Annotated in this window: 13 protein-coding genes and 1 pseudogene; 9 read left to right on the top strand and 5 right to left on the bottom strand. The window is 42.7% G+C overall.

The window, feature by feature from the left end; all coding sequences use genetic code 11:
• Window positions 1–264: 264 nt before the first annotated feature.
• Complete coding sequence (locus tag IPH84_03770; GenBank protein MBK7172353.1) at window positions 265–2,730, top strand: PAS domain S-box protein; 2,466 nt, start codon at window positions 265–267, stop codon at window positions 2,728–2,730.
• A gap of 365 nt (window positions 2,731–3,095) precedes the next feature.
• Entirely contained in the window at window positions 3,096–4,322 is a 1,227-nt protein-coding gene (locus tag IPH84_03765; GenBank protein MBK7172352.1) for a PAS domain-containing sensor histidine kinase, read from the top strand.
• A gap of 654 nt (window positions 4,323–4,976) precedes the next feature.
• On the opposite strand, the gene IPH84_03760 is transcribed toward IPH84_03765, so the two are convergent.
• Window positions 4,977–7,601, bottom strand: a complete 2,625-nt coding sequence (locus IPH84_03760) for an LPS-assembly protein LptD (GenBank protein MBK7172351.1) — start codon at window positions 7,599–7,601, stop codon at window positions 4,977–4,979.
• 105 nt (window positions 7,602–7,706) lie between these two features.
• Here IPH84_03760 and IPH84_03755 point away from each other — a divergent pair, with 105 nt between their 5' ends.
• Both IPH84_03755 and IPH84_03750 read left to right on the top strand, forming a co-directional pair.
• Window positions 7,707–8,957 carry an N-acetylmuramoyl-L-alanine amidase gene (locus tag IPH84_03755; protein ID MBK7172350.1) on the top strand — a complete coding sequence of 417 codons (1,251 nt, stop codon included), beginning with the start codon at window positions 7,707–7,709 and terminating at the stop codon, window positions 8,955–8,957.
• A 33-nt stretch (window positions 8,958–8,990) separates the two neighbouring features.
• Window positions 8,991–9,983: an MCE family protein gene (locus IPH84_03750; GenBank protein ID MBK7172349.1), complete on the top strand. Its 993-nt coding sequence runs from the start codon at window positions 8,991–8,993 to the stop codon at window positions 9,981–9,983.
• Between the two features lie 2 nt (window positions 9,984–9,985).
• Here IPH84_03750 and IPH84_03745 read toward each other — a convergent pair whose 3' ends face one another.
• The 4 genes from IPH84_03745 to IPH84_03730 form a co-directional block, all read right to left on the bottom strand.
• Entirely contained in the window at window positions 9,986–11,512 is a 1,527-nt protein-coding gene (locus IPH84_03745) for a hypothetical protein (protein MBK7172348.1), read from the bottom strand.
• Window positions 11,513–11,627: 115 nt separating this feature from the next.
• Window positions 11,628–12,464 (bottom strand): hypothetical protein, encoded by an 837-nt coding sequence (locus IPH84_03740; protein MBK7172347.1) that lies wholly within the window; start codon window positions 12,462–12,464, stop codon window positions 11,628–11,630.
• Window positions 12,421–13,212 carry an outer membrane beta-barrel protein gene (locus IPH84_03735; protein ID MBK7172346.1) on the bottom strand — a complete coding sequence of 264 codons (792 nt, stop codon included), beginning with the start codon at window positions 13,210–13,212 and terminating at the stop codon, window positions 12,421–12,423. Before IPH84_03735 ends, IPH84_03740 begins: the two co-directional genes overlap by 44 nt.
• Before the next feature lie 35 nt (window positions 13,213–13,247).
• Window positions 13,248–16,532, bottom strand: coding sequence for a PD40 domain-containing protein (locus IPH84_03730; protein ID MBK7172345.1), 3,285 nt, complete (start codon window positions 16,530–16,532; stop codon window positions 13,248–13,250).
• 226 nt (window positions 16,533–16,758) lie between these two features.
• Between IPH84_03730 and IPH84_03725 the strand changes: the two genes are divergently transcribed.
• The 5 genes and pseudogenes from IPH84_03725 to IPH84_03705 all read left to right on the top strand — a co-directional run bounded on the left by IPH84_03725 (window position 16,759) and on the right by IPH84_03705 (window position 22,998).
• On the top strand, window positions 16,759–18,822 hold the full coding sequence (locus IPH84_03725) for a DUF5060 domain-containing protein (protein ID MBK7172344.1): 2,064 nt from the start codon (window positions 16,759–16,761) through the stop codon (window positions 18,820–18,822).
• A gap of 446 nt (window positions 18,823–19,268) precedes the next feature.
• Window positions 19,269–19,823 carry a transposase gene (locus tag IPH84_03720; GenBank protein MBK7172343.1) on the top strand — a complete coding sequence of 185 codons (555 nt, stop codon included), beginning with the start codon at window positions 19,269–19,271 and terminating at the stop codon, window positions 19,821–19,823.
• 486 nt (window positions 19,824–20,309) lie between these two features.
• Window positions 20,310–20,902, top strand: a pseudogene (locus IPH84_03715) (DUF2179 domain-containing protein).
• A gap of 12 nt (window positions 20,903–20,914) precedes the next feature.
• On the top strand, window positions 20,915–21,778 hold the full coding sequence (locus IPH84_03710) for a 4Fe-4S binding protein (GenBank protein ID MBK7172342.1): 864 nt from the start codon (window positions 20,915–20,917) through the stop codon (window positions 21,776–21,778).
• A gap of 38 nt (window positions 21,779–21,816) precedes the next feature.
• Window positions 21,817–22,998, top strand: a complete 1,182-nt coding sequence (locus IPH84_03705) for an aminotransferase class I/II-fold pyridoxal phosphate-dependent enzyme (protein MBK7172341.1) — start codon at window positions 21,817–21,819, stop codon at window positions 22,996–22,998.
• Window positions 22,999–23,134: the final 136 nt, after the last annotated feature.

Below are 23,134 nucleotides of genomic sequence, written 5' to 3'. Positions count from 1 at the left end.
AATCTTATTTAGTTTGTTTTTAGTTGAAATGATTTGTATATATTATTGAATTATTTTTTTTGATAATTCGTCTGGTTATAAAGTTATTATTGAAACACAGAGCAAGTCATACCTATATTATTTATAATGAGTATTAATTGGTTGCTGACAAATTCTGGTTGTTGGCATATTATTTGATTCTTCGATGGCACGAGTGAAAAAACCCACCAGCTTGCCAGGCTTTTTAAATGGCAAGTTTGTAATTTTACGAACCCAATAGGGATTATGCAACATCAGAGTGAGGAGAAGAATTCTGAAAGCATGATTATCCCGAATCTAGCTGACTCTGTCGGCCAGGGGATACTACTTTCAAACGAAACCTGGGAGCATGTTTTTGATGCTTCACCAGGTTATATTGCATTCATCTCCCCTGATTTCAAAATTCAAAGAATTAACAAAGCATTAGCTGCTTTCCTTGGAGGAAGTCCTTCCCAGTATATCGGGAAACCTTGCTACGAAGTTATGCATCAATCTACTTCCCCTGTTACTGATTGTCCGCTGATGAAAATAAACGGGGAGAAATCTATTCAAACTTCTATTGTTGAAGATAAAAACTTTGGGAAAGCCCTGGTCAAAGCAATTCCCCTTTATGCCGCTGATGGGAGTTTTACAGGTTGCCTGCACATGGTTGAACCAGTTGACGAGATGAAGGATATTCACTCCGGCAATATGGATAAAGAGCGGGCAATGTATTCATTAGTCAATGCTATACCTGACCCTTCCTTACTATGTGACCTTTCCGGTAGTATATTGATGGCCTCAGCAGGTTTCCTTGATATGACCGGAATTCTTGATTCTGAAGCAGTAAATGGCAGCAATTATATTTCTTTCTTTGCCCATGAGGATATCGACAGGGCACTGTTAGGCTTTAATACACTCACCTATGGAACCCAGGAAAAATTGTCGGGGCAGTTCATGGTGCGAAAGGCAGGCCGTGAGGCTTTCCGTTGCGAAGTAACAATGAGTCTTGTCAAGCAAAATAATGTTAGCATTTCCGGAGTGCTGCTAACTTTCCGTGATATTTCAAACCAGGTTGCCCTTCAGGAATCAGCCAATAAGAATCATATCAGGCTTAGCCGGTTTAATAAGACCTTTCTCGGGTTCACATCTGAACCTTCAATGAATATCAATCGTCTCGTTTCCCTGCTTGGTGAAATGCTGGGAGCATCTGCCTGCAGTTTTAACAAAATCTCGAATGGTGCCTCAATACCATTTGCTTCATGGCAATCACCTTTCATGAAGGATTTCACTCCCGACCAGGTCAGTAACATAGCCCTGGATCAATTCAACAGCAACCCTGACGATTTTATCCTTCTGCCCAAACCACAGCTTGCACCTCATTACCAGGTAAATCCACAACTCATTGATAAATACGGGATACGCACAATTCTTGGTATTACTGTTAAATCAGGACAGACAATCCTGGGCCAGATTGTAGTTGTATTTACTTTCAATTTCCAATTAAAGGGTGATGATAAGGAGTTCTGCTCCATGATTTCATCTGCAATGGCTCTGGAAAATAGCAGGGTAGGGTTGAATGTTAAATCAGAAGTAAATGATTTGAATTACAGGGAGTTATTTGATTTCTTTACTGATTCAATCTATATTCTGGCACCTGATGGGGTATTTATTGACGTAAACACCGGAGCTACCCGGATGTATGGCTATAACCGGGAAGACATGATTGGCAGCAATATTGAAATGTTGTCAGCACCTGAAAAAAATGACCATGAAGCTACTTTTCAGTCTATTATAAAAGCTTTCAATGGTGAAACACAGGAGTTTGAATGGTGGGGCATTCGTAAAAACGGAGAAGTCTTTCCAAAAGATATTGTACTCAACAGAGGAAGGTATTTTGGAAGAGATGTAGTTATCGCGATTGGCAGGGATATTTCGGAACGAAAGCAGGTAGAAGAGCAACTCCTGGGATATAATATGGAGCTTCGTGAAATCAACCAAAGTAAAGATAAGTTCTTCAGTATCCTGGCACATGATCTGAAAAATCCATTTGGTGGTTTACTTGGTTTTATTGACCTGTTGTACGAAGATATTGATGAATTAAGCACAGACCAGGTAAAAGAGTATCTGCAGAATATACGAACCGCTTCTTATCATACTTACTCTTTACTGGAGAATTTATTGGAATGGTCGAGAATTCAAACGGGTAAAGTTCAATTCAGACCCTCAAAGTTTGATCTGAAGGAAGAAATTGAATCAGTTGTAATGGTGTTGGATGTGAATGCTGTTCGCAAAAACATCAAATTATTGAATCTGGTCCCGGCCGGCATAGAGGCTGAGGCCGACCGTAATATGATTCATAGCGTAATTCAGAACCTGGCAACCAATGCTATCAAGTTCTCAAATTCAAATAGTACGGTTACCATAAAAGGAAAGTACGCATTACCCCCTGAACCTGGTAACCACAAAAACGCAGAAGTGGTTTCTAAAGCCCGGAAATGGTATGAATTAAGCATTACGGATACCGGAATCGGGATACCTGATGATATTATGCCAAAATTATTTAAACTCGATGGGCAATTTTCCATGGCAGGTACTGCAAACGAGCCAGGGACTGGGCTTGGACTGATCCTTTGTAAAGAAATGGTGGAGAAGAATGGTGGTAAAATCAGGGTTGAAAGTGTCCCCGGAAATGGTTCAACCTTCTCATTTACGCTGCCTCTTAGCGAATAATCCCCTTTTGCTGTGAACTTCAGTTTAGGCTATTCATGTCTAAAGCGGACTATTTACTGAATATTAAATTTTCATTATTCTTTTAAGATTAAAACTTCAAAAAACTTCAGCAAAATAAACTTTCAAGTCATCTAACTGTTTATTTAGACTAGAGTATCAAGAAGAATTCATAATGATTTCTTTGGGAAAAATCAGTATTTTCAAGGTATTTGAATATTTTAAGCCTTGATTTTGATTGACAATAGAATCTGTGTTTTCTAAACTAGGCTCAATTGGTAGTACGATTTTATTTTTTTCTGCATTTTTGCAAGAGATTGTTGCTATGATTGGACTGCTCAATAAAACTTGTAAGAAATCAGAATTATATGCTTATGAACGGGAGTGAGAGTAATAATTTATCTGAAGACGCAGCAGATAAGGATTTTATGAATAATCCTTCTTCTCTCAGCCATGCTTTGCCGGAGTCGGTCTGGGAGGCGATCTTTGATTCCATCCCAGATCTTGTGACTGTTATTGATAAAAATTGCAGGGTTGTCCGGGCTAATAAAGCCATGTTGGAAAGAATCGGGAAAACAGAGAATATCATGGCCGGGCATTTTTGTTATGAGACTATTCATGGAATGCATCATCCCCATGAAGGATGCCCTCATGTTGAAATGCTCAAAGATGGTAAAGGTCATGTAGGTGAGTTATATGAACCTTTATTGGACGGTGTTTTCCTGGTTTCTACTACTCCCGTCTTCGATCAGAATGGAGAGATCCTAGGGAGTGTGCATATTGCACGTGATATTACAGGTCGGAAAAAGGCTGAAGAAAAACTACAGGAATATAATAAGGAACTCGAAGAACTGAATACCAGCAAGGATAAATTCTTTAGCGTAATTGCCCATGATTTGAAAAGTCCTTTTCAGGGATTGATGGGATTTACCGACCTTCTGATGGATGAATATGAGCACCTGGAAAAGGATGAGGTGAGAAAGTATATTCAGAATATTCGTAATGCTTCCCATAATACTTACGCACTTCTGGAAAATCTTCTTGAATGGTCAAGGATGCAATCCGGGCGTTTACAATTCAAAATTTCAAAATTCGATCTCTCCAAAGAAATTTCCGGGGTTATGGAAATATTGAATAGCAATGCCATCAGGAAAAGTATTCAGCTTACCAATAAAGTGCAACATGGCCTTGAAATAGAAGCAGATCAGAATATGATCCACTCAGTGATTCAAAACCTGGTGAGCAATGCGATTAAATTTTCTAATAACAGGGGAGAAATCATTGTTACTTCGGAGATAAAACCTCTTCAATCATTGCACAAAACGACTGAATGCGGTTGCAGTAGAAAGTGTGTTCAAATTAAGGTAAAAGATAATGGTATTGGAATCCACCCCGATGCTTTACCACGTATCTTCAATATGAATGACCATTATACCAGTATCGGTACCGCCAATGAGCCTGGTACTGGATTGGGCCTTATTATCTGTAAGGAGATGATCGAAAGGCATGGTGGTGAAATTTCCGTTGAAAGCAAACCGGGAGAAGGCTCAACTTTTTCTATTATTTTGCCACTCCCCGCTTCTTTCAAATGCTGATTACATTGTGACAGGTTTCGAAAACCTTATAGGTTAAAATCGCCAGAAGGCTGTCCCCCTTTTATTTCAAAGGGGTGTCCGCCCCCAAGGCGGACGGGGATTTATGCGATCTCCCCAGAGTCACCATCCTCTGCTTCTTCCTTACTTCATCCTGAACCAAATGCAACCGGTTAAAACGCTTGCTCTTCTTACTTCATCCTGATTAATCCTGAAAATGCAAAATTGCGGTCCATAAACCTGTCAGGTTTCGAAAACCTGACAGGTTTAAACTGCCCTAATTGCCGTCCCCCTTTTATTTCAAAAGGGGGTGTCCGCCTCCCGGCGGACGGGGGATTCATGCGATCTCCCCAGAGTCACCATTCTCTGCTCCTTCCTTACTTCATCTGATTAATCCTGAAAATGCAAAATTGCGGTCCATAAACCTGTCAGGTTTCGAAAACCTGTCAGGTTAAAACTGCCCTGCCTCCCCCTTTTTTTCAAAGGGTGTCCGCTCCCAGGCGGACGGGGATTATACCATCTCCCCAGAGCTGCTGCTTTCCTTGATTATCTGTTTCCGATTGTAATCTCAGTCTTATTATTCCTGTTGTTTCTAAGGTCACAAATCGTGACCATAGAAAATTCACATTATACACTGACAAACTGCAGGCCAAAGAATTACAGATTATCCCTAAAGTCTTTTTTCTTGGTGAGTTTGAGGTCCTGTAATACGGCGGATTTTACATTGATCTGGAAGTTCCAGCTCTTTTGGAAACCGTATGGCACCCAGTTAAACCGCATTTCCCAGCAATGGAGATTCCGATAGATAGTGAATTGTGTAAAAGCAAAATTCTTATTCTCGAAATCATAGCCGGTCTGAGCCTGGATCCTCCATTTCTCGGTTACATTCAGAACCCCTGATACCTGGAAGGTCTGGACAACTTTTCTCTGCCTCACACCGGTGATTAAATTGATACTATTATACCTGAAATTATAATTAAAACTTATGTTCCATGGATTATTCCAATCAATAAACTGGTCAGGGTTGGCCAGTATATCTTCCATTTCTTCCGGATTGGCATTGGCCGGCGGCGCGGGGCTTGGTTTTGCCGATTTGGATTTAATCTCATATCCAACACTCAAATTCCAATTGGAATTGAGGAAGCGGAAAGGCTTCTTACTTACATCCCATTCGAATTTATTATAGGCAACCCCTTTGTCATTCACTGCATAAGGGGAAAAACCTGCTCCATAGCTTATCTGCACTTTTTTGAAGAGGGTAGTCCTGGCTGCCACATTCAGGTTTGACCACCGCATGGAATCCCTTGCCAGGTCATAAGAAGATGAAAGTGACAGGTTGTCGATCAGCATCACCTTTTTCTCTCCTGTGATGGTATCCTTTTTAGATTTCACCTTCATTTCCAGGTTATTCGAAAGGGAAAAGTTCAGTGCCCCCGATTTCCCACTCCCCGGGTAGCCATAAAGTGTCCTTAAATAAGTTCCGTCCCCGAATATTGAATATTTCTGGGTATTGCCCAGGGTGTCAATCTGAACGGTTTTATAGTATCCCAGTTGTGAACGTCCAAAATCGGGTTGATAGCTGAATCCTACCGAGGGCCTCATTACGTGCCGTATGGCTATAACCGGCCCTTTTGTGAATCTCTTCTGCCCATACACAGTTGTGCTGATGGAAGAATTGTAGCTGTAGTCTCTTGCTGCTTTGAAGCCACTGACTGTATCTACCTGCACATGAGGAGCAAGGGTATCGCCGTTAACAACTGTACTGTCACCGATCCAGGTTTTATTGAGGGTCTTGGGATACCAGCGTTCCGTATAATTGATGCCATGTGACCAGGTGAAATACTTCAGAATTTTGAAAGAACCACTTACCGGGATTGTGTGTTTCATGCCGGACACAAAGCGATTGAGTGATTCAGGCTTAAACAACATGGTATCCTTAGCAGTGATTTCATTCTTCATATTCATGTTGTAGGTCACGCTAATAGATTCATACCAGCCGGGTTTTCCTGTTTGGACCTTCTTTTTAAATGGATAAAAACGGTTAAATCCGAAGGAGACTTCAGGAAGTGAGATGGTGACATCCCTGGTAGAAGTATTCTGACTATGCCGGGCGCTGGCAACCAGGTTGGCATTTTGGCCCACCTTCATGTCGTAGGAGATGCTGGATGAAAAACTATTATTGAGGTAATCGCTTACAGTGGCCGGGTTATAGCTGTTGAATTTACTGCTGCCTGCCTGCACACTGGCTGTGAACCTGCCATTAGGCCTGGCTTTAGGATCCTGCTGATGGGACCAGTTGATAAAGAAATCCTTATTCTTCTGGTAATCGGGGGTGCCTCTCACACCCAATACATTGGTTGCATACTTGATAGAGAATGATCCGGTGTATTTGTATCTTTTTTTATAGGTAACATTTGGTTTGATGGCCCAACTCCCTCTTGAATAGATATCACCAAGAAGTTTCAGGTCAAAATGATCACTCAGTCCGAAATAGTACCCCCCGTCTTCCAGGTAAAATCCACGGTTTGCAGATTCCCCGTAACGAGGGATCATTATACCTGAACTCCGGCCTTTCTTATTGGGGAAAAGTCCGAAGGGCAATACAAGCGGGAGGGGAATATCTTCAATACTAAGGAAAGCAGGGCCGGTGACTATTTTATCACCAGGCATTACTTTAGCCCTGGTATATTTGATGGCAAAATGGGGATGCTCGAGGTCGCAGGTGGTAAACATCCCACTCCCGGTTTCACTCACATTATTATCCAGTTTCTTGATGACAGAAGCATGAAGGTATCCACCCCCTTCTTCGGTGATTACTTCTTTAATCAGGCCTTTTCGGGAAGTGAAATTATAGGTGAGTGAGTTGGATTTAAAATTCAGGGTGCCCTGGGTGAAATCCGGTATTCCGATTTTCTTACCTGTTGAATCAGTTATAGCGTTGGCAGTAACAATATTACGATTGAAATCAAGGATGATGACAGCTGCTTTCAGGGTGATATCCTGGTATTTGATCACAGCATCACCATACATATAAGCCATCTTTTTCTGAATGTCGAAGCTGAGAGAATCAGCGGCAGCATATTCAATCTTCCCATCAAGAACTGTCTTGTTTTTCCCCCCTTTATTTAATGGTATCGAATCCCTGGATACTATTAATGTATCAGGAGCGTTACTAACGATAGTATCAGGAGGGATATTAACGAGGGTATCAGGAATAATGTTCCCGGCAATAACAGGCATAAGTGCTGTTACCACCAGGATCAGGGTTATTAACCATCGCATTGTTACTAACTTCAAAACTTCTGCCTTCAATAATTGGGTTAACTGGCTATTTTTGTATAGACACGAACATAGGTGTTGGATGCCTGATATAATGGTTATTTTTTAATGAAAAACCTGCAATCTACAACTCATCAATCACTTAAGTACATGATACTGCCGCATCGTGCCGGCTGCAAAGCTAAACAAATTCATCGGATGTCGGAAAAACGAAAATTGCTCTCATTTCTTATACTGATTGTGTTGTTATTCACACAGTTTAACAGTTTTTCACAAAAGGTGAATACAATTGTTTTGGATGCAGGGCATGGAGGGCATGATACCGGGGCATTAGGCAAACATTCCCGTGAAAAGGATATTACTCTTTCCATTGTTCTTAAGCTAAGGGATTATATACATCAGCACCTGGATGATGTGAAGGTGATCCTTACGCGTGATAATGATGAATTTGTGGAACTTTATAAAAGGGCCAGGATTGCCAATGAAAATAAAGCAGACCTCTTTATCTCAATCCATTGTAATGCAAATCCTTCTGCTTCGCCTTTCGGCACTGAGACATACGTGATGGGGCTTCATAAAAGTACTGCCAATCTTGCGGTTGCAAAGGCTGAGAATGCAGCAATCCTGCTGGAGGATGATTATGTTGAACAGTATGATGGTTTTGACCCCAATTCCGCCGAAGGAACCATTTTCTTCAGTATGATGCAGAATTCCTTTCTTGATAAAAGCCTGGATTTTGCTGGCAGGGTTCAAAGGCAATTCAAACTTAAACTGAACCTTACCGACAGGGGAGTGAAGCAGGCCGGATTCCTGGTGTTGTATAAAACGGCTATGCCCGGGGTGTTGATAGAAACCGGGTTCATCAGTAACTCAAAGGATGAAAAGTTTTTACTTTCTGATAAAGGTCAGCAACAGGTGGCTCAGGCTATTTTCAGAGCTCTTCATGAATATAAATGTACAGTCGAGAAAAGAATGATTCCCCTTTCTTCGGATCCGGAAAATACACTAACAGCATCTGTAAAACAAGATATACCTCCACCCGCAAAAGAGGTAAATCCACCCAGCCAGGAAGTGTCGGAACTGCTATCCCAAAACAAAGTATGGTATCGCGTACAGTTTGCATCTTCTGCTACCGATAAGCCTATTGATGCCACCGAATTTGCAGGATTAAACGAGGTGAGAAAGTATATCCAGAGTAACTTGTATAAATTTACTGCCGGGAATTTCGGTACCTTCAAAGAAGCATCCGATTACAGGCTGGAGGTGGTAAAGAAAGGATTTAAAGATGCATTCGTTGTTCCTTTTTACCAGGATAAAAGAATAACGAATGAAGAAGCCCGACGGCTGGGGGGAAAATAATACTAACTTTGCGCACCAGTTAACTTCGGACCAATGAAAATTCGCCGCGAAATAAAAATAGGCGCCTTCCTGATAATCGTCCTGTTGTTTTTTATTTTAGGAATCAACTATATAAAAGGCAAGGATATTTTCCGGAAGCATAGAACATATTATGCGAAATACACTCAAATAGCAGGCCTTGTTGAAGCTGCTCCCGTTTCTGTAAACGGATTCAATATAGGGAATGTGAGTGATATCCAGTTCGAAAGCCCCAATTCCAGTAAAATCATCGTAGAAATTACGGTTTATAGCTCCATCAATATACCGGCTAATTCTATTGCCCGGATCTTCAGCCCTGATATCCTGGGAACGAAGAATATTGAGCTGGTTTTAGGTGATTCCCGCTTGATGGCGATGAGTGGTGATACCCTCGGAAGTGAAATGCAGGCTACTTTAACTGAGGAAGTGAACCGTCAGGTGGCCCCTCTCAAAAGAAAGGCAGAGGATTTGATGTTGTCGCTCGACACCATGGTTACGGTTGTAAGAACCGTTTTTAATGCGCAGACACGGGAGAACCTGAAAGCCTCTTTTGAACATATCCGCCAGACCATCATCAATATTGAACACACCACTTTTAACCTGGATACATTGGTATATGGGCAAAGAAGCAGGATGGAACGTATCCTTTTCAATGTTGAAGGCATCACCGCCAATATCAGGGAAAATGATAAGAATATCACCAATATCCTTACCAATTTCTCAGCAATCAGTGATACCCTGGCCAAAGCCCAGATTTCACATACTTTGAATGATGTGCATACTGCTATGATGAGTTTCGATGAAATCCTGGTTAAAATCAACCAGGGTGAAGGTTCAATGGGAATGCTTGTAAATGATAAGAAGCTTTATAATAACCTCGAGAAATCATCGAATGAGCTAAATCAACTCATAAGGGATATGAAGCTAAATCCTTACCGATACCTGAATTTCTCAGTATTTCCTCCGGGCAGTAAAAGGATGCAATTCCAGGAACCAAAAGAAGAATAAGGTTAATTTGATTTTCTAAAGATATCAATCCATGTGGCAGGACGCCGTTCCGGGAGCCATTGGAAATCCTTTAATATCCTCTGTTCTGCAGTTACATCTTTCTCAGGAAAAAGATTGCCGTCGGGCCGGTCAAAATAAGTGATCCGGTTGATTTTGTTTTCATCAATATACAGGCTCATCCTGCTGCCTTTGGCTTTATTGATGCCTATCATTTCTTTATTATCCTCCCTGATGTAATAGATGGTTTCTGCATTTCCATCCACATCAATTCTCACTAAACGGTTATCAGAAAAATACCCGATCATATTCTTGCCCTTCACCTGGTTAAAGGTGGTAGTGCTGTCCTTATTAACAATGAAAGAGGTATTATACAGTTTCATCAGCTTAATGGACTTATCACCGGTAAAAATCCTGATCGTGTCGGCGGTGAGCTGGTTGTTGTCAGTCCAGAGCACCGGATCCTGCAACATGGTTATTGTGGAATCGGAAAAATTATAATACAGTGAATCACATTCTCCCTGGATATCATTTCTGTAGAACTTCGAATTATAATAAGCATACAACTCTTTCGTATCCTGTGTTACAGAATCAAAAGTGGCTTTCAGGGTATCGGCATGGAGGTATAAAGTATCTTCTTTATCCCCCAGGATAGCCAGGGCCATACTGGTGATATAGGCAACCCCTTTTTTCTTCCAGTATTCGGCAAAATGCCCTCTTAGTATTACATCTTTAACGGTATCAGTAAGTTGAACGTTCCGGACAGCTTTCCCATAATCGTTCTTACTGTCGTAATACAGGCTGTCGCCGGTCAGACGACGGTTTTCATCAACCAGCAAAGCATTCACACTAAATCGTGACTTGTTGGAAACACGGTCATATTCTCCGTTCTCACAATAGATGTAATTGTCCTTGCCTTTGATAACAGTGGGTCCAAGGAAATAGGTGATCCGGCTTAAGGTATTATAAAGAAGCGTGTCGGCATTCATGGTATAGTCAGGATTCCTCACAATGACATTTTCCTTGAAATACATTTTCTTGGAATCCGTATGGTAATAACCTTTCCGACTGGTCAGGGTATTATCCTTGTTTACAATTTTTCCCCAGGTAACATAACTCGCAATCTGGGTATTCCTGTCGAAGACCATATTGTCGGTGGTGAGCACGGTTTGGTTATCTACGAGCCTGACATTATCCCTGAGGTTAGCGATTTTTGTATTTCCGTCGTAATGGAGGAAATTACCATAGAGATTCAGGGTGTCGCTTGATTTGATGCGGACTTTCCCAAAGCAGTCGATGGTATTTTCTTCTTCCAGCAGCCATGCACTGTCACAATAAAGATAAGCTCCATCATGATAAAATACCGGGTTGCCGATAAAACGGATGGCTTCATTCATGTTTTTTGAATATCGCATCTCTGCAGCACCCGGCATGATCTGGATCCGATAGGTCCCTTGTGCACCTACTGTAAAAGCTGCTAATACAGTGAACAGGAAAATGGTGATCCTAAATGTCAGTCGGTGAGGGTGCATGAAATACGTTTCTTTTTGATGCCTGCAAAAGTACATCTTATCCTTGAATCAAATGGGTGTTTAGTAACTAGCCCGAATCATAAAATTGTATAATTGAGAACTATGCCTGTAAGTTTTATTTAATAAGATGTTTCCATTCGTACTTACCTGCCTTATTCTTATTCAGGGTACTCCTGGTTAACTGAGTATCAATATGTATTTTGGTGAAGAAATCTTTGAAATACCAGGTGAAATAAACTGCCCCCATGGTTGGGAAGCCGGTGGATCTGTAATCGAGCCATAATTCTCTTGGCTGTCCGATCCATACACCTTTAATGTCTTGAAGGTAAGAGGTTGAATTAATCAGCTTTTTCCCATCTGGTGAATATAGAAACTTCCATTCCGCCCCGTAAATTCCTTGTCCGCTGGGCTGAAACGAGGGGAGGATATGTATTTCAATGGATTGGTCGGGAAGAATGCGAAGGAATTGGTCGAAATGGACTTCAATAGAATCGGTTTGTTGACTGATTGCCTGGTAGGTTTGGTTTAAAGCCCTGAAAAGGGGAAGTAGCTGAATGCTGTCCACTGTAGTGGGTTCAATGGTTATAAGTGTTTCAGATTCACTTCTTGCTGCAAATTCGGGCCTGAAGACGTCTTCCTTATAATTTCCATATACCACCTGCCATTGGCCTGAAGAGTCAGTAAGGCAAACTCCTTGCTGGCCAAAACGGATGAAAGGCATTTCCCTGAATCTGCCTTTGGTTTCATCAGTTGTCCATCCAACTGATTCATAATCGCACATCCATTGGGTCGTTTGCAACATCGAGTTGAAGCGGGTTGTATCAAAGGCAGGGACATTCGATTCTTGGGAATAACCATCTTTAAGGAATGGGAAGCAAAGGAAAATGACGATTATCAATAAGCGATTGCTATTGCTTTTTCCTGAATTTATAGCGTAGGTGGAATGAGACATCAATGCGGGATATATCCTGGTATTCATCTTCATTTAGGATCATTAGTTCAGTTCCAGCCACAGTGATCTTGTTGATCCTTTTCAGCACGGAATGCGTGTAAGTAGAAGATGCTCCAAGGCTGAACCTGGATGTGAGGGCATAATCGATTTCGATCATACTGCTTAACCCGGCTGCACTTCCAGTAAAGGTGGCAGAGTCAGTCAGTGCTTTTCCTTCATTCCTGTAATTCAGGTAGGCAGGGCCAACTCCAAGGCAAATCTCCGGCCGGTTATGAAAGGAATACCTGCCAACAACCATAGGTGTTACTGTATAAATGCGCATTTGGTCCTTAATATTGCCTTTGATGGTGAAAAAGCCATTCGAGGCAGTCAGGCTATCCTGGTGTTCCCTGGTGTAAAAGCCTGTAAAACTGATATTTGCTCCCAGGTAGGGATTAAAAAAATATTGTCCTTCAATCCCAAGGTGATATCCTGATTTTAGCCGCTTCATATAGTTGGCAAACTCATCTCCCAGGTCAAAGGATATATCCAGGAGTAAATTACTGTATCCAAATGAAGTGCCAATATTCCAACGATTCCATTCTCCGGTCCTATTATCTTTTTTGACCGGTTGTCCGATAGCTGCGATTGATAAAAACCATAGCATCAATAGTAACAGCAGGGGTTTAACCCTAAATATTGAAATGGAATACTTTTTTATCATACGTCTGCAAAGATAATACTCCGGATGATGTTTACCGAAAAACATCCATCCGGAGTATCCTGGAGATAAAAATCTGCAAATTACTTTGTCTTATCCGGTCCTGCAGGAATTGCAGGTAAGTCTTTATAATTTTTGAGTTCTTCCCTGATCACTTCAATGGCTTTATTCAACTGTTCGTCGATGCCCTGGTATTCGAGTGCAGGGTCATTATCAACAATAATATCAGGATCTACTCCATGCCCTTCTATAATCCATTTACTTTCTTCGGCTGAATAGGAGGCGAATTCCGGTTTTCTTAAATCTGCTCCATCAATAAATGGCAGAGAACCCCTGATCCCTACGACTCCGCCCCAGCTTCTTACCCCAATAACTTTACCTAACTGATGTTTCTTGAATGCATAAGGGAAAAGGTCTCCGTCAGAAGCTGAATAATTATTTATCAGTAAGACTTTGGGCCCAAGCATCATCTGTTGGGGAGTTTGTCCGGGTAATTCAACGTTTCTGGCTGTGTTTGAGCGGGTTATCTCCCTTTGAAGTCTCTCAATCAACATCGGACTTACATTCCCGCCGCCATTTCCGCGATCATCGATGATTAATGCTTTCTTCGAGAGTTGCGGATAGAAGTATTTAACGAATTCATTCAATCCTTCTGCACTCATATCAGGTACATGCAAATATCCTACTTCCCCGTTGGTGGCTTCATTTACTTTGCGGATATTGTTTTGTACCCAGGTATAATAGTAGAGTTGGGATTCATCCCTGATTGGATTGATCAGGACTTTTCTTCCCCCTGCTTCAGGGGCAGAATTTAATGTGATTTCAACATTTTTCCCTGCTTTATTGATGAAGGCCTGGTTAATATCAGCCATATCCTTCGTGGATTTACCATTTACTGAAGTAATAAAGTCACCTTTTTTGGCACCCACTCCCATCATAGTAAGCGGGGATCTCAGGTTACGGGCCCAGTTTTCACCCATCATCAGGCTGTCGATGCGATAATACCCCGAGGCATCCCTGCTTAATCTTGCTCCCAGCAGACCCAGGTCAATTTTCTCCTGTGAGGGCCTTTCTCCTCCACCGATATATGCATGCCCTACATTCAATTCTCCTATCATTTCCCCGATCAGGTAGGTAAGGTCGTTTCGGTGGTTTACATAGGGTAACATTACTGCATATTTTTCGTACATCGATTTCCAGTCAACCCCATGCATATTAGGAACATAGAAGAAATCACGCATCTGCCTCCAGGCTTCATCATAAATCTGTTTCCATTCCAGCCTGTAATCCACCCACATTTTGACATCATTCATCTCAATGGATTTGTCGAGGTTGACTTTTGATGAAGGCAGGTCGATCATATAAAAGCGGTTATTCTGACGGATTAACATTTTTTTACCATTGGTTGTAATGTCAAAAACCATGTTATTCCCGATTTCTGTCTCCTTTTTAGCTTTGAGGTCAAAGAGTTTGAGATTAAATCCCTCGCCAGAGGCTTCATTATAATAAACCTTATCGTCAATAGCCCACAGGTTAAAGTAATTCGATGCCTTGACCGGTAATTCCACGATTCGCTGTTGAATCCCTTCCTCATCTACTTTGATATCCTTTGGTTTTTCAGTTTCAGCTTTTTCCTTGTCAGCTTTTTTCGATTTGGATTCTTTTCCTTTGCCTTTGGCATCCTCTTCTTTTGGAGTTTCTGCCTCCTCCATTTTTACTTCATCATTCGAAAGTGCAAAAGGCGAAGGGGTGTCTGCTGCAAGGGCTACGAGGTATATCTTTGACATATTTTCGTATGCATAATTCCATTCTACCGCACTGTAAGTAGGATTATAAGTACGATCTGACACAAAAACCAGGTATTTCCCATCCCTGCTGAATGTAGCCTGGTCACTATTGAACCATTGATCGGTTACTTCGATTTTCCTGGCTGTTTCCAACTGGTACAAAATCACCTGGTTAAACCGGTTGGGTTGCATCTGGGAATAACAAATCCATTTACTATCAGGCGACCAGTCGAAACTGCCATATTCCCATAATTTGGATTTATCTACGAGTGTTACTTTTTTAGTCTCAATATCAATGTATTGCAGACGCATCATCTTATCATTCCAGAGTATTTTCTTGCTGTCAGGTGACCAGCGGAAGGTAAATTTATACGTATCAGCCCCGGTAGTAAGCTGAACAGGGGGTTCACTTCCATCCTGTTTCTGAATATAGATTTCATATTCGCCATTGATATCACTGAGGTAGGCGATCCATTTCCCATCGGGTGACCATGCGCCATCCCTGTCATGAGCCTGGTTGCTTCCTGTAAGGTTGCGGGTGATGCCTTCCTTTACCGGGACGGAGAAAATATCACCCCTGGCAGTAGCAACAATGCGGTTGCCATCAGGTGAAGGGTTTACTGCTCCTAAAAAGCGGGTAGCATCTTTGTATTCTGCCCTGCCACCTATAAAATCATCCTTTATTTCAATACTGACTTTTTGAGTTGTTTGGGTAGCAATATCAAAAATGTGAATAAAACCGGCCTGTTCAAAGGTGATTCTCTGATCAGCTGCAGAAGGGAATTTAATGTCATAATCAGTGAAATTGGTCACCTTACGGGTTGAACCGGTACTGATATTGTAACAGAAGAGGTTCATAATCCTGTCGCGGTCGGAACAGAAATAGATTTCATTCCCGAACCACATGGGGAATATATCCTGTGATCCATGATTGGTAATATTCTGAAGTTTTTTTGTCGGGAAATCATAAATCCAGATATCATCAGCCATGCCGCCTTTATAATACTTCCAGGTCCTGAATTCTCTGAATACCCTGTTATAGGCCAGTTTCTTGCCATCTGCCGACCATGAACAGAATCCTCCTGCGGGTAAAGGCAATTCAGTGGATAATCCGCCTTCTACCGGAACAGTGAACAACTGCCCCACAAAATCATTATAGGATTGCTTCCTGGAACGGTAGGTAATGGATTTGCCATCCGGACTCCATGCCATTACGATATTATTAGGGCCCATTCGATCAGAAATATCATCCCTGCCCAAAGTGGCTGTTATAGTAAGACGTTTTGGAATACCACCGGTTGCAGGCATCACATATACCTCGGTATTACCATCATATTGAGCCGTAAAAGCTATCTGGCTCCCATCAGGAGAATATTTTGAAAACATCTCATAGCCGGGATCATTCGTTAATTTCCTGGCAATGCCCCCTGAGGCAGCAACTTCATATAAGTCACCTGCATAGCTGAAAACTAAATGGTTTCCATGAAGTGTGGGGAAACGGAGTAGCCTTGACTCCTCTTGTGAAAAACCTGCCATCGACAAGCAAAATAATAGGGATGCCAGCAGAAAATACTTGTTCATTTGAATAGTTTTTGATGAATAATGGCTGCTAAAGTGCAGCATGGCAAATATAGAACATTGTGAACTGCATGATTGTTTAGAATCAGGCCACTTACCGATTTGTTTGAAAGGTTCGTCGATTCTCTGCATCTGTTATTAATCATCAAGCGGGATCCGTTCCGACAAGTATTCCTATATTTACCCTTCGAGATAAGTAGTAAAAATGTGGAAGTTTCCTGGCTTTTTCATGAAAATACCTGCCGGATATGCGGGGCATTGGCTCAGCTGCATATTCATTATCCTGCTGGTTTCAGGAATAACCGCTAAAGCCACTTTTGCTCTTTCCATTCATTTACCGGATCTCTTACAAGCAACAGAAAATACATCTGATTCATTAAAGTATAGCCGCCTGGATTCAGATTCATCTGCAATTTCCGAGTTTCAAAAAATCGAATTTGGGGTTCAGCTGCCGGCTTACCTGACTAGAGAGATAGCAGTCTTTTTTACGAAGCCTTATTTTACAGAAGGTATCAACCCCTATGATCCGGAGCAAATTGACCTGTATGCCATTTTTACGTCACCTTCAGGAAAAATACTCCGGGTTAATGGGTTCTTTTACCGGGATTTCACCAGGGCATTTTGCACAGAAAAAGCATATCCCTGTTGGGAAGAAAAGCCAACTCCCTGGCCCTGGCGGATACGGTTTAGCCCCGATGAACCCGGTGTATGGAAGTTTGTAATTCATGCAGTATTTAGCAACAGTCATTGGCCCAAACTGCTATCTGCTGAAGGATCCTTCCAATGCACTGCATCCCGGCATAAAGGCTACATCAATGTGAATTCCGGGAATATGATCAGCCGGGGCAGGAGTGATGCCGCTTTTCCTTTGCTGGGACTCAATACAGACTGGTATCGTTGGGGAATGGTAAACCATAATATTAGCAGGGAATATCAAAAGTTCTTCAGCGAACTGCACATGAATGGCGCCAACCTGGCAAGCCTCTCTTTTATCAACCGGACCGGGCTGCAGATTGAATGGGAACACCTGGGCGTTTATGAATCAGTAGAAGTGATGAATAATTCACCGGATTATAATGCAAATCGCCAGGCTCATGCATGGGAAGTGGATCAGATTCTTGCATTGGCTGATACATTTGATATATTTCTAAAGTTCAATTTTTTACAGCATGCTGATTTTGGACCCGATTTTTGGAACTGGTCTGAAAATCCGTATCATACCGGCATCCCTTCGGTCATAAGGCCTATGGACTTTTTTACTGACAGCATTGCCCGGAAAGCATTCAGGAATAAATTACGGTATATGGTTGCCCGTTGGGGTTATAGCACGCAGATTGCGTGGTATGAATTAGCAACAGAAATTGACAATATTGAAGGATCCTCATTAATTGAACCTGTTGTATTGGATTGGTTCAATGAAATGTCGGCTGTTATAAAAGGATTTGACAATAGGAAACATCTCATTAGCGGTTCCTATGCGACTCATTTAAGTGGCAATAACAGTAAATATTGGGTATGGCATTCGGATAATTGTGACCTGGTTAACCTACATGCATACGGTGAAAACAAAAGAACCAATTTTGACCGGTATTATGTCATGAAAAAAACGTCTGCTATACTCAGGGGTAAGCCTATCCTGTTTGGTGAGATTGGTGGACATGTCGACCCGGGTGTTGATGAGGTAACGGATCGGCAATTTCGCTCCAATATCTGGGCGACTACGCTGATGAGCGGTGGTGTTTCAGGATTATACTGGCATTGGGAAGCGGTGATACCAAGAGGGTACCTGATGCATTATAAAGCGCTTAGCCAGTTTGTAAATATGATAGATTGGGCGGATTATCCTCAAGCCAGGCGATTCCCGAAATTTCATGGAATCACTTTGCGTGGGCGGAATTATCGGGTGGAAAATTTCTACAGGATTGGTTCCGACAGGCAATCAGCTATCGGATGGATTCATAATTCAAGTGCCTACTGGTATAATTTGGGATTAAAACCGGTTTACAGCAGCCAGGGCCATCTGGTTCATCCGTCTGATGATGACAGGTGGAACATTCCTGTAAAAAACACACGTGATTTTGCCAGAATATCAGGATTAAAGCCATGGAAACGATATTGTTTTACCCCCTATTTTATTGGCAAGGATGGATTAAATCAACAGCCTTCCATTGATTTTCTGTCGAATATCGCAGGACAAATTGATGTTCCAACCTGGAAGTTTTTTTATCAGGTGGAAGATTTCTCCTTTATACTTAAAACAGGAAACTGCAATTGTAATCTAATTCAGAACTGATGCCTTACAATTTCGCTGGCGCGCGTGGCTGGCGCGCGTCTCCCGACGCGTGACGGCACCCCCTCTGGCGCGCGTCTCCTGACGCGTGACGGCACCATTGTCCACCGCTGGCTCGCGTCTCCCGACGCGTGACAATATCACCGCTGGCGCGCGTCTCCTGACGCGTGACGGCACCATTTTCCCCCGCTGGCGCGCGTCTCCTGACGCGTGACGACCATTTTCCCCGCTGGCGCGCGTCTCCTGACGCGTGACGGCACTGTTTTCCCCGCTGGCGCGCGTCTCCTGGCGCGTGACAATATCACCGCTGGCGCGCGTCTCCTGACGCGTGACGGCACCTTTTTCCTCCTGACGCGTGACGGCACCATTTTCCTCCGCTGGCGCGCGTCTCCCGACGCGTGACAGTACGATTTCCCATTCTATGATTTTTTTTATTATCTTGCCTTGTTATGTCAGACAAATACAAAATATTTGATGGTGATGAAGCATATTTTGTCACCTTCACAATAGTTGATTGGATTAAAGTATTGGCCGATGATAGCTACAAACTACTAATCATTGATGCCATAAAATTTTACCAGACAAATAAAGGTTTGGTTGTATATGGATATTGCATTATGCCTAATCATGTGCATATGATAATTCAGGCAGTTGGTAAATTTTCAATCTCGGAGATATTGCGTGATTTAAAGAAATTTACAGCCAGGGCTATTGTTAATAAACTCGAGCAAGACAAACCAGAAGGGTATATGGATGTTTTGAGCCAATTTTCGGAAGCTGGAAAGCCATTAAAAAGGATAACAAACTACAAAGTCTGGCAAGATGGTAATATGGCCAAATTACTATACAGCAATAAGTTTCTTATGGAGAAACTATCTTATATCCATAACAATCCTGTTGAATATGGTTTGTGCAGTACTCCCTGGGAGTATAAATTTAGTTCTGCTTCTAATTATGCAGATAAGGATTCATTGATAAAAGTGGAATTATTAAGTTTGTGGTAAGAGAAGACTGTTAGATAGTGCCGTCACGCGTCGGGAGACGCGCGCCAGCAGTCACGCGTCGGGAGACGCGCGCCAGCAGTCACGCGTCGGGAGACGCGCGCCAGCAGTCACGCGTCGGGAGACGCGCGCCAGCAGTCACGCGTCGGGAGACGCGCGCCAGCAGTCACGCGTCAGGAGACGCGCGCCAGCAGTTACGCGTTGGGAGGGCGCGCCAGCGTCACGCGTCGCGCGCCAGCAGTCACGCGTCGGGAGACGCGCGCCAGCAGTCACGCGTCGGGAGACGCGCGCCAGCAGTCACGCGTCGGGAGACGCGCGCCAGCAGTCACGCGTCGGGAGACACGCGCCAGCAGTCACGCGTCGGGAGACGCGCGCCAGCAGTCACGCGTCGGGAGACGCGCGCCAGCCGTCACGGGACAATCTATTAACATTTAATTATTTTCATGCCATCATAAACCGTAATTTTGCCCGCTGAAAACCTGTATTATCATGTTCTCCATAGCAACTGACACCACCTTATTTTCCTGGGTCATTCTTCCACTCCTGATCTTCTTTGCCAGGATTTTGGATCAAAGCATTGGCACGATGCGCCTTATATTTATTTCCAAGGGACTCAAGTATATTGCGCCTTTTCTTGGCTTTTTTGAAGTGATCATCTGGCTGCTTGCTGTAGGACAGATTATGCAGCATCTTGATAACTGGCTCAGCTATATAGCCTATGGTGCAGGTTTTGCTATGGGAAATTTCATTGGTATCAAGTTGGAAGAGAGGCTTTCACTGGGAACAGTAATTATTAGGGTAATTCTTTCCCGGAATCCCCTGAATTGGTGAATGCACTCACTTCACAAAATTTTGGACTCACCCTGGTGGATGGAGAAGGGGCAAAAGGGAAAATTAAAATAATATTCTCTATCATCCGCAGGAAAGAAATCCAGGGTTTTGTGCAAACGGTGCATGAATTCAACCCTACTGCCTTTTACACCATTGAAGATGTTAAAAGCTCCAATGAAGGAGTTTTCAGGCGATCTCCATCCCGCACTGCATTGGGTGGGTTTGCAGCAAGGCTGATGAAATCAAAATAAAACTCCTGGCTGTTGAATAAGAAGATATCCATCATTAGTCATGAAAGTGCCGCAGGGAGGACCTTGCTGGCACATATGCTATTCGAGGCAGCCAGGAAAAACAATGAAAATACCCTTCAACTGATGGGGTATGATATCGAAAAACCTGATTTGTTAAATTACCAGCAATCCCTGAGATTTGATGCTACTGAAGTCTTTGCCGGATTTCCCAGGATCGATAAAGACCACTGTAAATACTGCGGGGCTTGTGTGAGCTATTGTGAATGCGGTGCGCTGCATCTGAACAGGGATATTCCAAAAATCGAGATTGATCCGGACAAATGTGAAGCATGCGGCGATTGTGTGGATGGATGCAGTATACATGGTATTTCACGAAAAGAACGATTGACAGGGTATATACTTCAGGGTCGGTCCAATGGAAATTTTATCACCATTGGAAAAGGGGAGGATCATCATGATTTCCTCTTACCCCTGGTTTGTGCATTGGATAATTACCGGGTGCCTGGTGCTATCTCTATTTGTGACCTGGGTCCGGGTATTACAGGGAAGGTGAAGATCGCACTGAAAAATACATCCCTTGCTGTCATCATGACACGGGCTATCCAGGGTTGGGAAAGAAATGTCAGCATGCTCAGGGAGGAATTGGATAAATCCAACATCCGATATAGTATCGTAGTGAATTATTTCAGGGATGAAAAAACTTGTCTGGATGAGATTAAAAATTATGCTGCATTACAGAATATTCCATTCCTTGGCGTCATCCCTTTCCTTGAGAAATTAAACCATGAAAACTCTTCAACATTTACTGCCCTCGATTCAGAATTGGAACCTATCTTTGCGCAGCTATGGAAAAATCTCCTTCAGGCTATCCGTTGAAATCTCATAATATTTAACACTCATCATAAAGTACAAAAATGGATTCAAAAGACCTTGGTTTTAATTCAAAGCTCATCCATGGCGGTGGCTTTAAAGACCCGTTGGGAAGTGCAACAGTTCCCATTTACCAGACATCAACCTTTGTGTTTGAAGATGCAGATCATGGTGCCAGGTGCTTTTCAGGGGAAAGCGATGGATACATCTATACCCGTATTGCCAATCCTACCATCAATGCGCTTGAGAAACAAATTGCCTTGCTGGAAAATGGGTTTGGAGCCATTGCTACCAGTTCAGGCATGGGAGCAGTGAATACCGTCTATTTCTCTTTTCTTGGCCAGGGTGCCCATGTGGTGAGCTCAGCAGCAGTATATGGGCCATCAAGAGTGATTCTTGAGCAACAATACACCCGTTTCGGTGTTGAAGCCTCTTTTGTGAATACCGCCGATATTGAAGAGATAAGAAAAGCAATCAGACCCAATACAAAGCTGATTTATATCGAAACACCTTCAAATCCTACCATGGATATTACCGATCTCCATGCTTGTGCTGCTCTTGGAAAGGAGCACGGAATTCCCGTTGCTGTGGATAATACCTTCTGTAGCCCTTACCTCCAGAAACCCCTCGATATGGGTGTTGATATTGTTCTACACTCCATGACAAAGTTCATCAATGGTCATGCTGATGTAGTAGCAGGTATTATCATCGCCAGGGATGAAGCCTTGTATAAGAAACTCCGCTCCAATATGGTTAATCTTGGCTTCAATATGGATCCCCACCAGGCATACCTTGCTATCCGCGGACTTAAAACCCTGGGTATCCGTATCGACCGTTCTCAGCAAAATGCAATGAAACTGGCCTCCTTCCTCGAAAACCATCCAAAGGTAGATTGGGTGCGTTATCCTGGTTTACCATCTCATCCACAATATGAGCTGGCCAAAAAACAGATGAATGGCCCGGGTTCAATGATCAGTTTTGAACTGAAAGGTGGACTGAATGCAGGCAAAACACTGATGAATAATGTAAAACTGGCTATCCTGGCTGTTTCTCTCGGTGGGGTTGAAACCCTGATTCAACATCCTGCATCCATGACCCATTCAAAGGTATCTGCTGATGGAAAAGCAAAGGCAGGGATTACCGATGGCCTTGTGCGTTACTCGGTTGGAATTGAAGATGTTGAAGATTTGATTGCTGATCTGGACCAGGCATTGCAAAAAGTGTAAATGCAAGAAAGATCCTCTTCGGGTAACTATTTTAGTCTTATTTAATATGATCATCCCCCGACGATATTTCTCCTGAATCAAAGGAAAAATATTTAGGGGATGGTCTTTTTTGCCTGAAGAAATTACTCAATTTTTT

The sequence above is a fragment of the Bacteroidales bacterium genome (assembly GCA_016707785.1).
In the GTDB taxonomy this organism is placed as follows: Bacteria; Bacteroidota; Bacteroidia; order Bacteroidales; family UBA4417; genus UBA4417.
The sequence above is the reverse complement of the archived record's forward strand: the minus strand, read 5'-3'. Positions and strand labels throughout refer to the sequence as shown.

What these genes read in the sequence shown, in the direction of transcription:
- IPH84_03760 (MBK7172351.1), bottom strand. Translation starts at nt 7,601, where the DNA reads ATGCGATGGTTAATAACCCTGATCCTGGTGGTAACAGCACTTATGCCT.
- IPH84_03750 (MBK7172349.1), top strand. Translation starts at nt 8,991, where the DNA reads ATGAAAATTCGCCGCGAAATAAAAATAGGCGCCTTCCTGATAATCGTC.
- IPH84_03745 (MBK7172348.1), bottom strand. Translation starts at nt 11,512, where the DNA reads ATGCACCCTCACCGACTGACATTTAGGATCACCATTTTCCTGTTCACT.
- IPH84_03765 (MBK7172352.1), top strand. Translation starts at nt 3,096, where the DNA reads ATGCTTATGAACGGGAGTGAGAGTAATAATTTATCTGAAGACGCAGCA.
- IPH84_03725 (MBK7172344.1), top strand. Translation starts at nt 16,759, where the DNA reads ATGAAAATACCTGCCGGATATGCGGGGCATTGGCTCAGCTGCATATTC.
- IPH84_03735 (MBK7172346.1), bottom strand. Translation starts at nt 13,212, where the DNA reads ATGTTTTTCGGTAAACATCATCCGGAGTATTATCTTTGCAGACGTATG.
- IPH84_03730 (MBK7172345.1), bottom strand. Translation starts at nt 16,532, where the DNA reads ATGAACAAGTATTTTCTGCTGGCATCCCTATTATTTTGCTTGTCGATG.
- IPH84_03705 (MBK7172341.1), top strand. Translation starts at nt 21,817, where the DNA reads ATGGATTCAAAAGACCTTGGTTTTAATTCAAAGCTCATCCATGGCGGT.
- IPH84_03720 (MBK7172343.1), top strand. Translation starts at nt 19,269, where the DNA reads ATGTCAGACAAATACAAAATATTTGATGGTGATGAAGCATATTTTGTC.
- IPH84_03755 (MBK7172350.1), top strand. Translation starts at nt 7,707, where the DNA reads ATGAAAAACCTGCAATCTACAACTCATCAATCACTTAAGTACATGATA.
- IPH84_03740 (MBK7172347.1), bottom strand. Translation starts at nt 12,464, where the DNA reads ATGTCTCATTCCACCTACGCTATAAATTCAGGAAAAAGCAATAGCAAT.
- IPH84_03770 (MBK7172353.1), top strand. Translation starts at nt 265, where the DNA reads ATGCAACATCAGAGTGAGGAGAAGAATTCTGAAAGCATGATTATCCCG.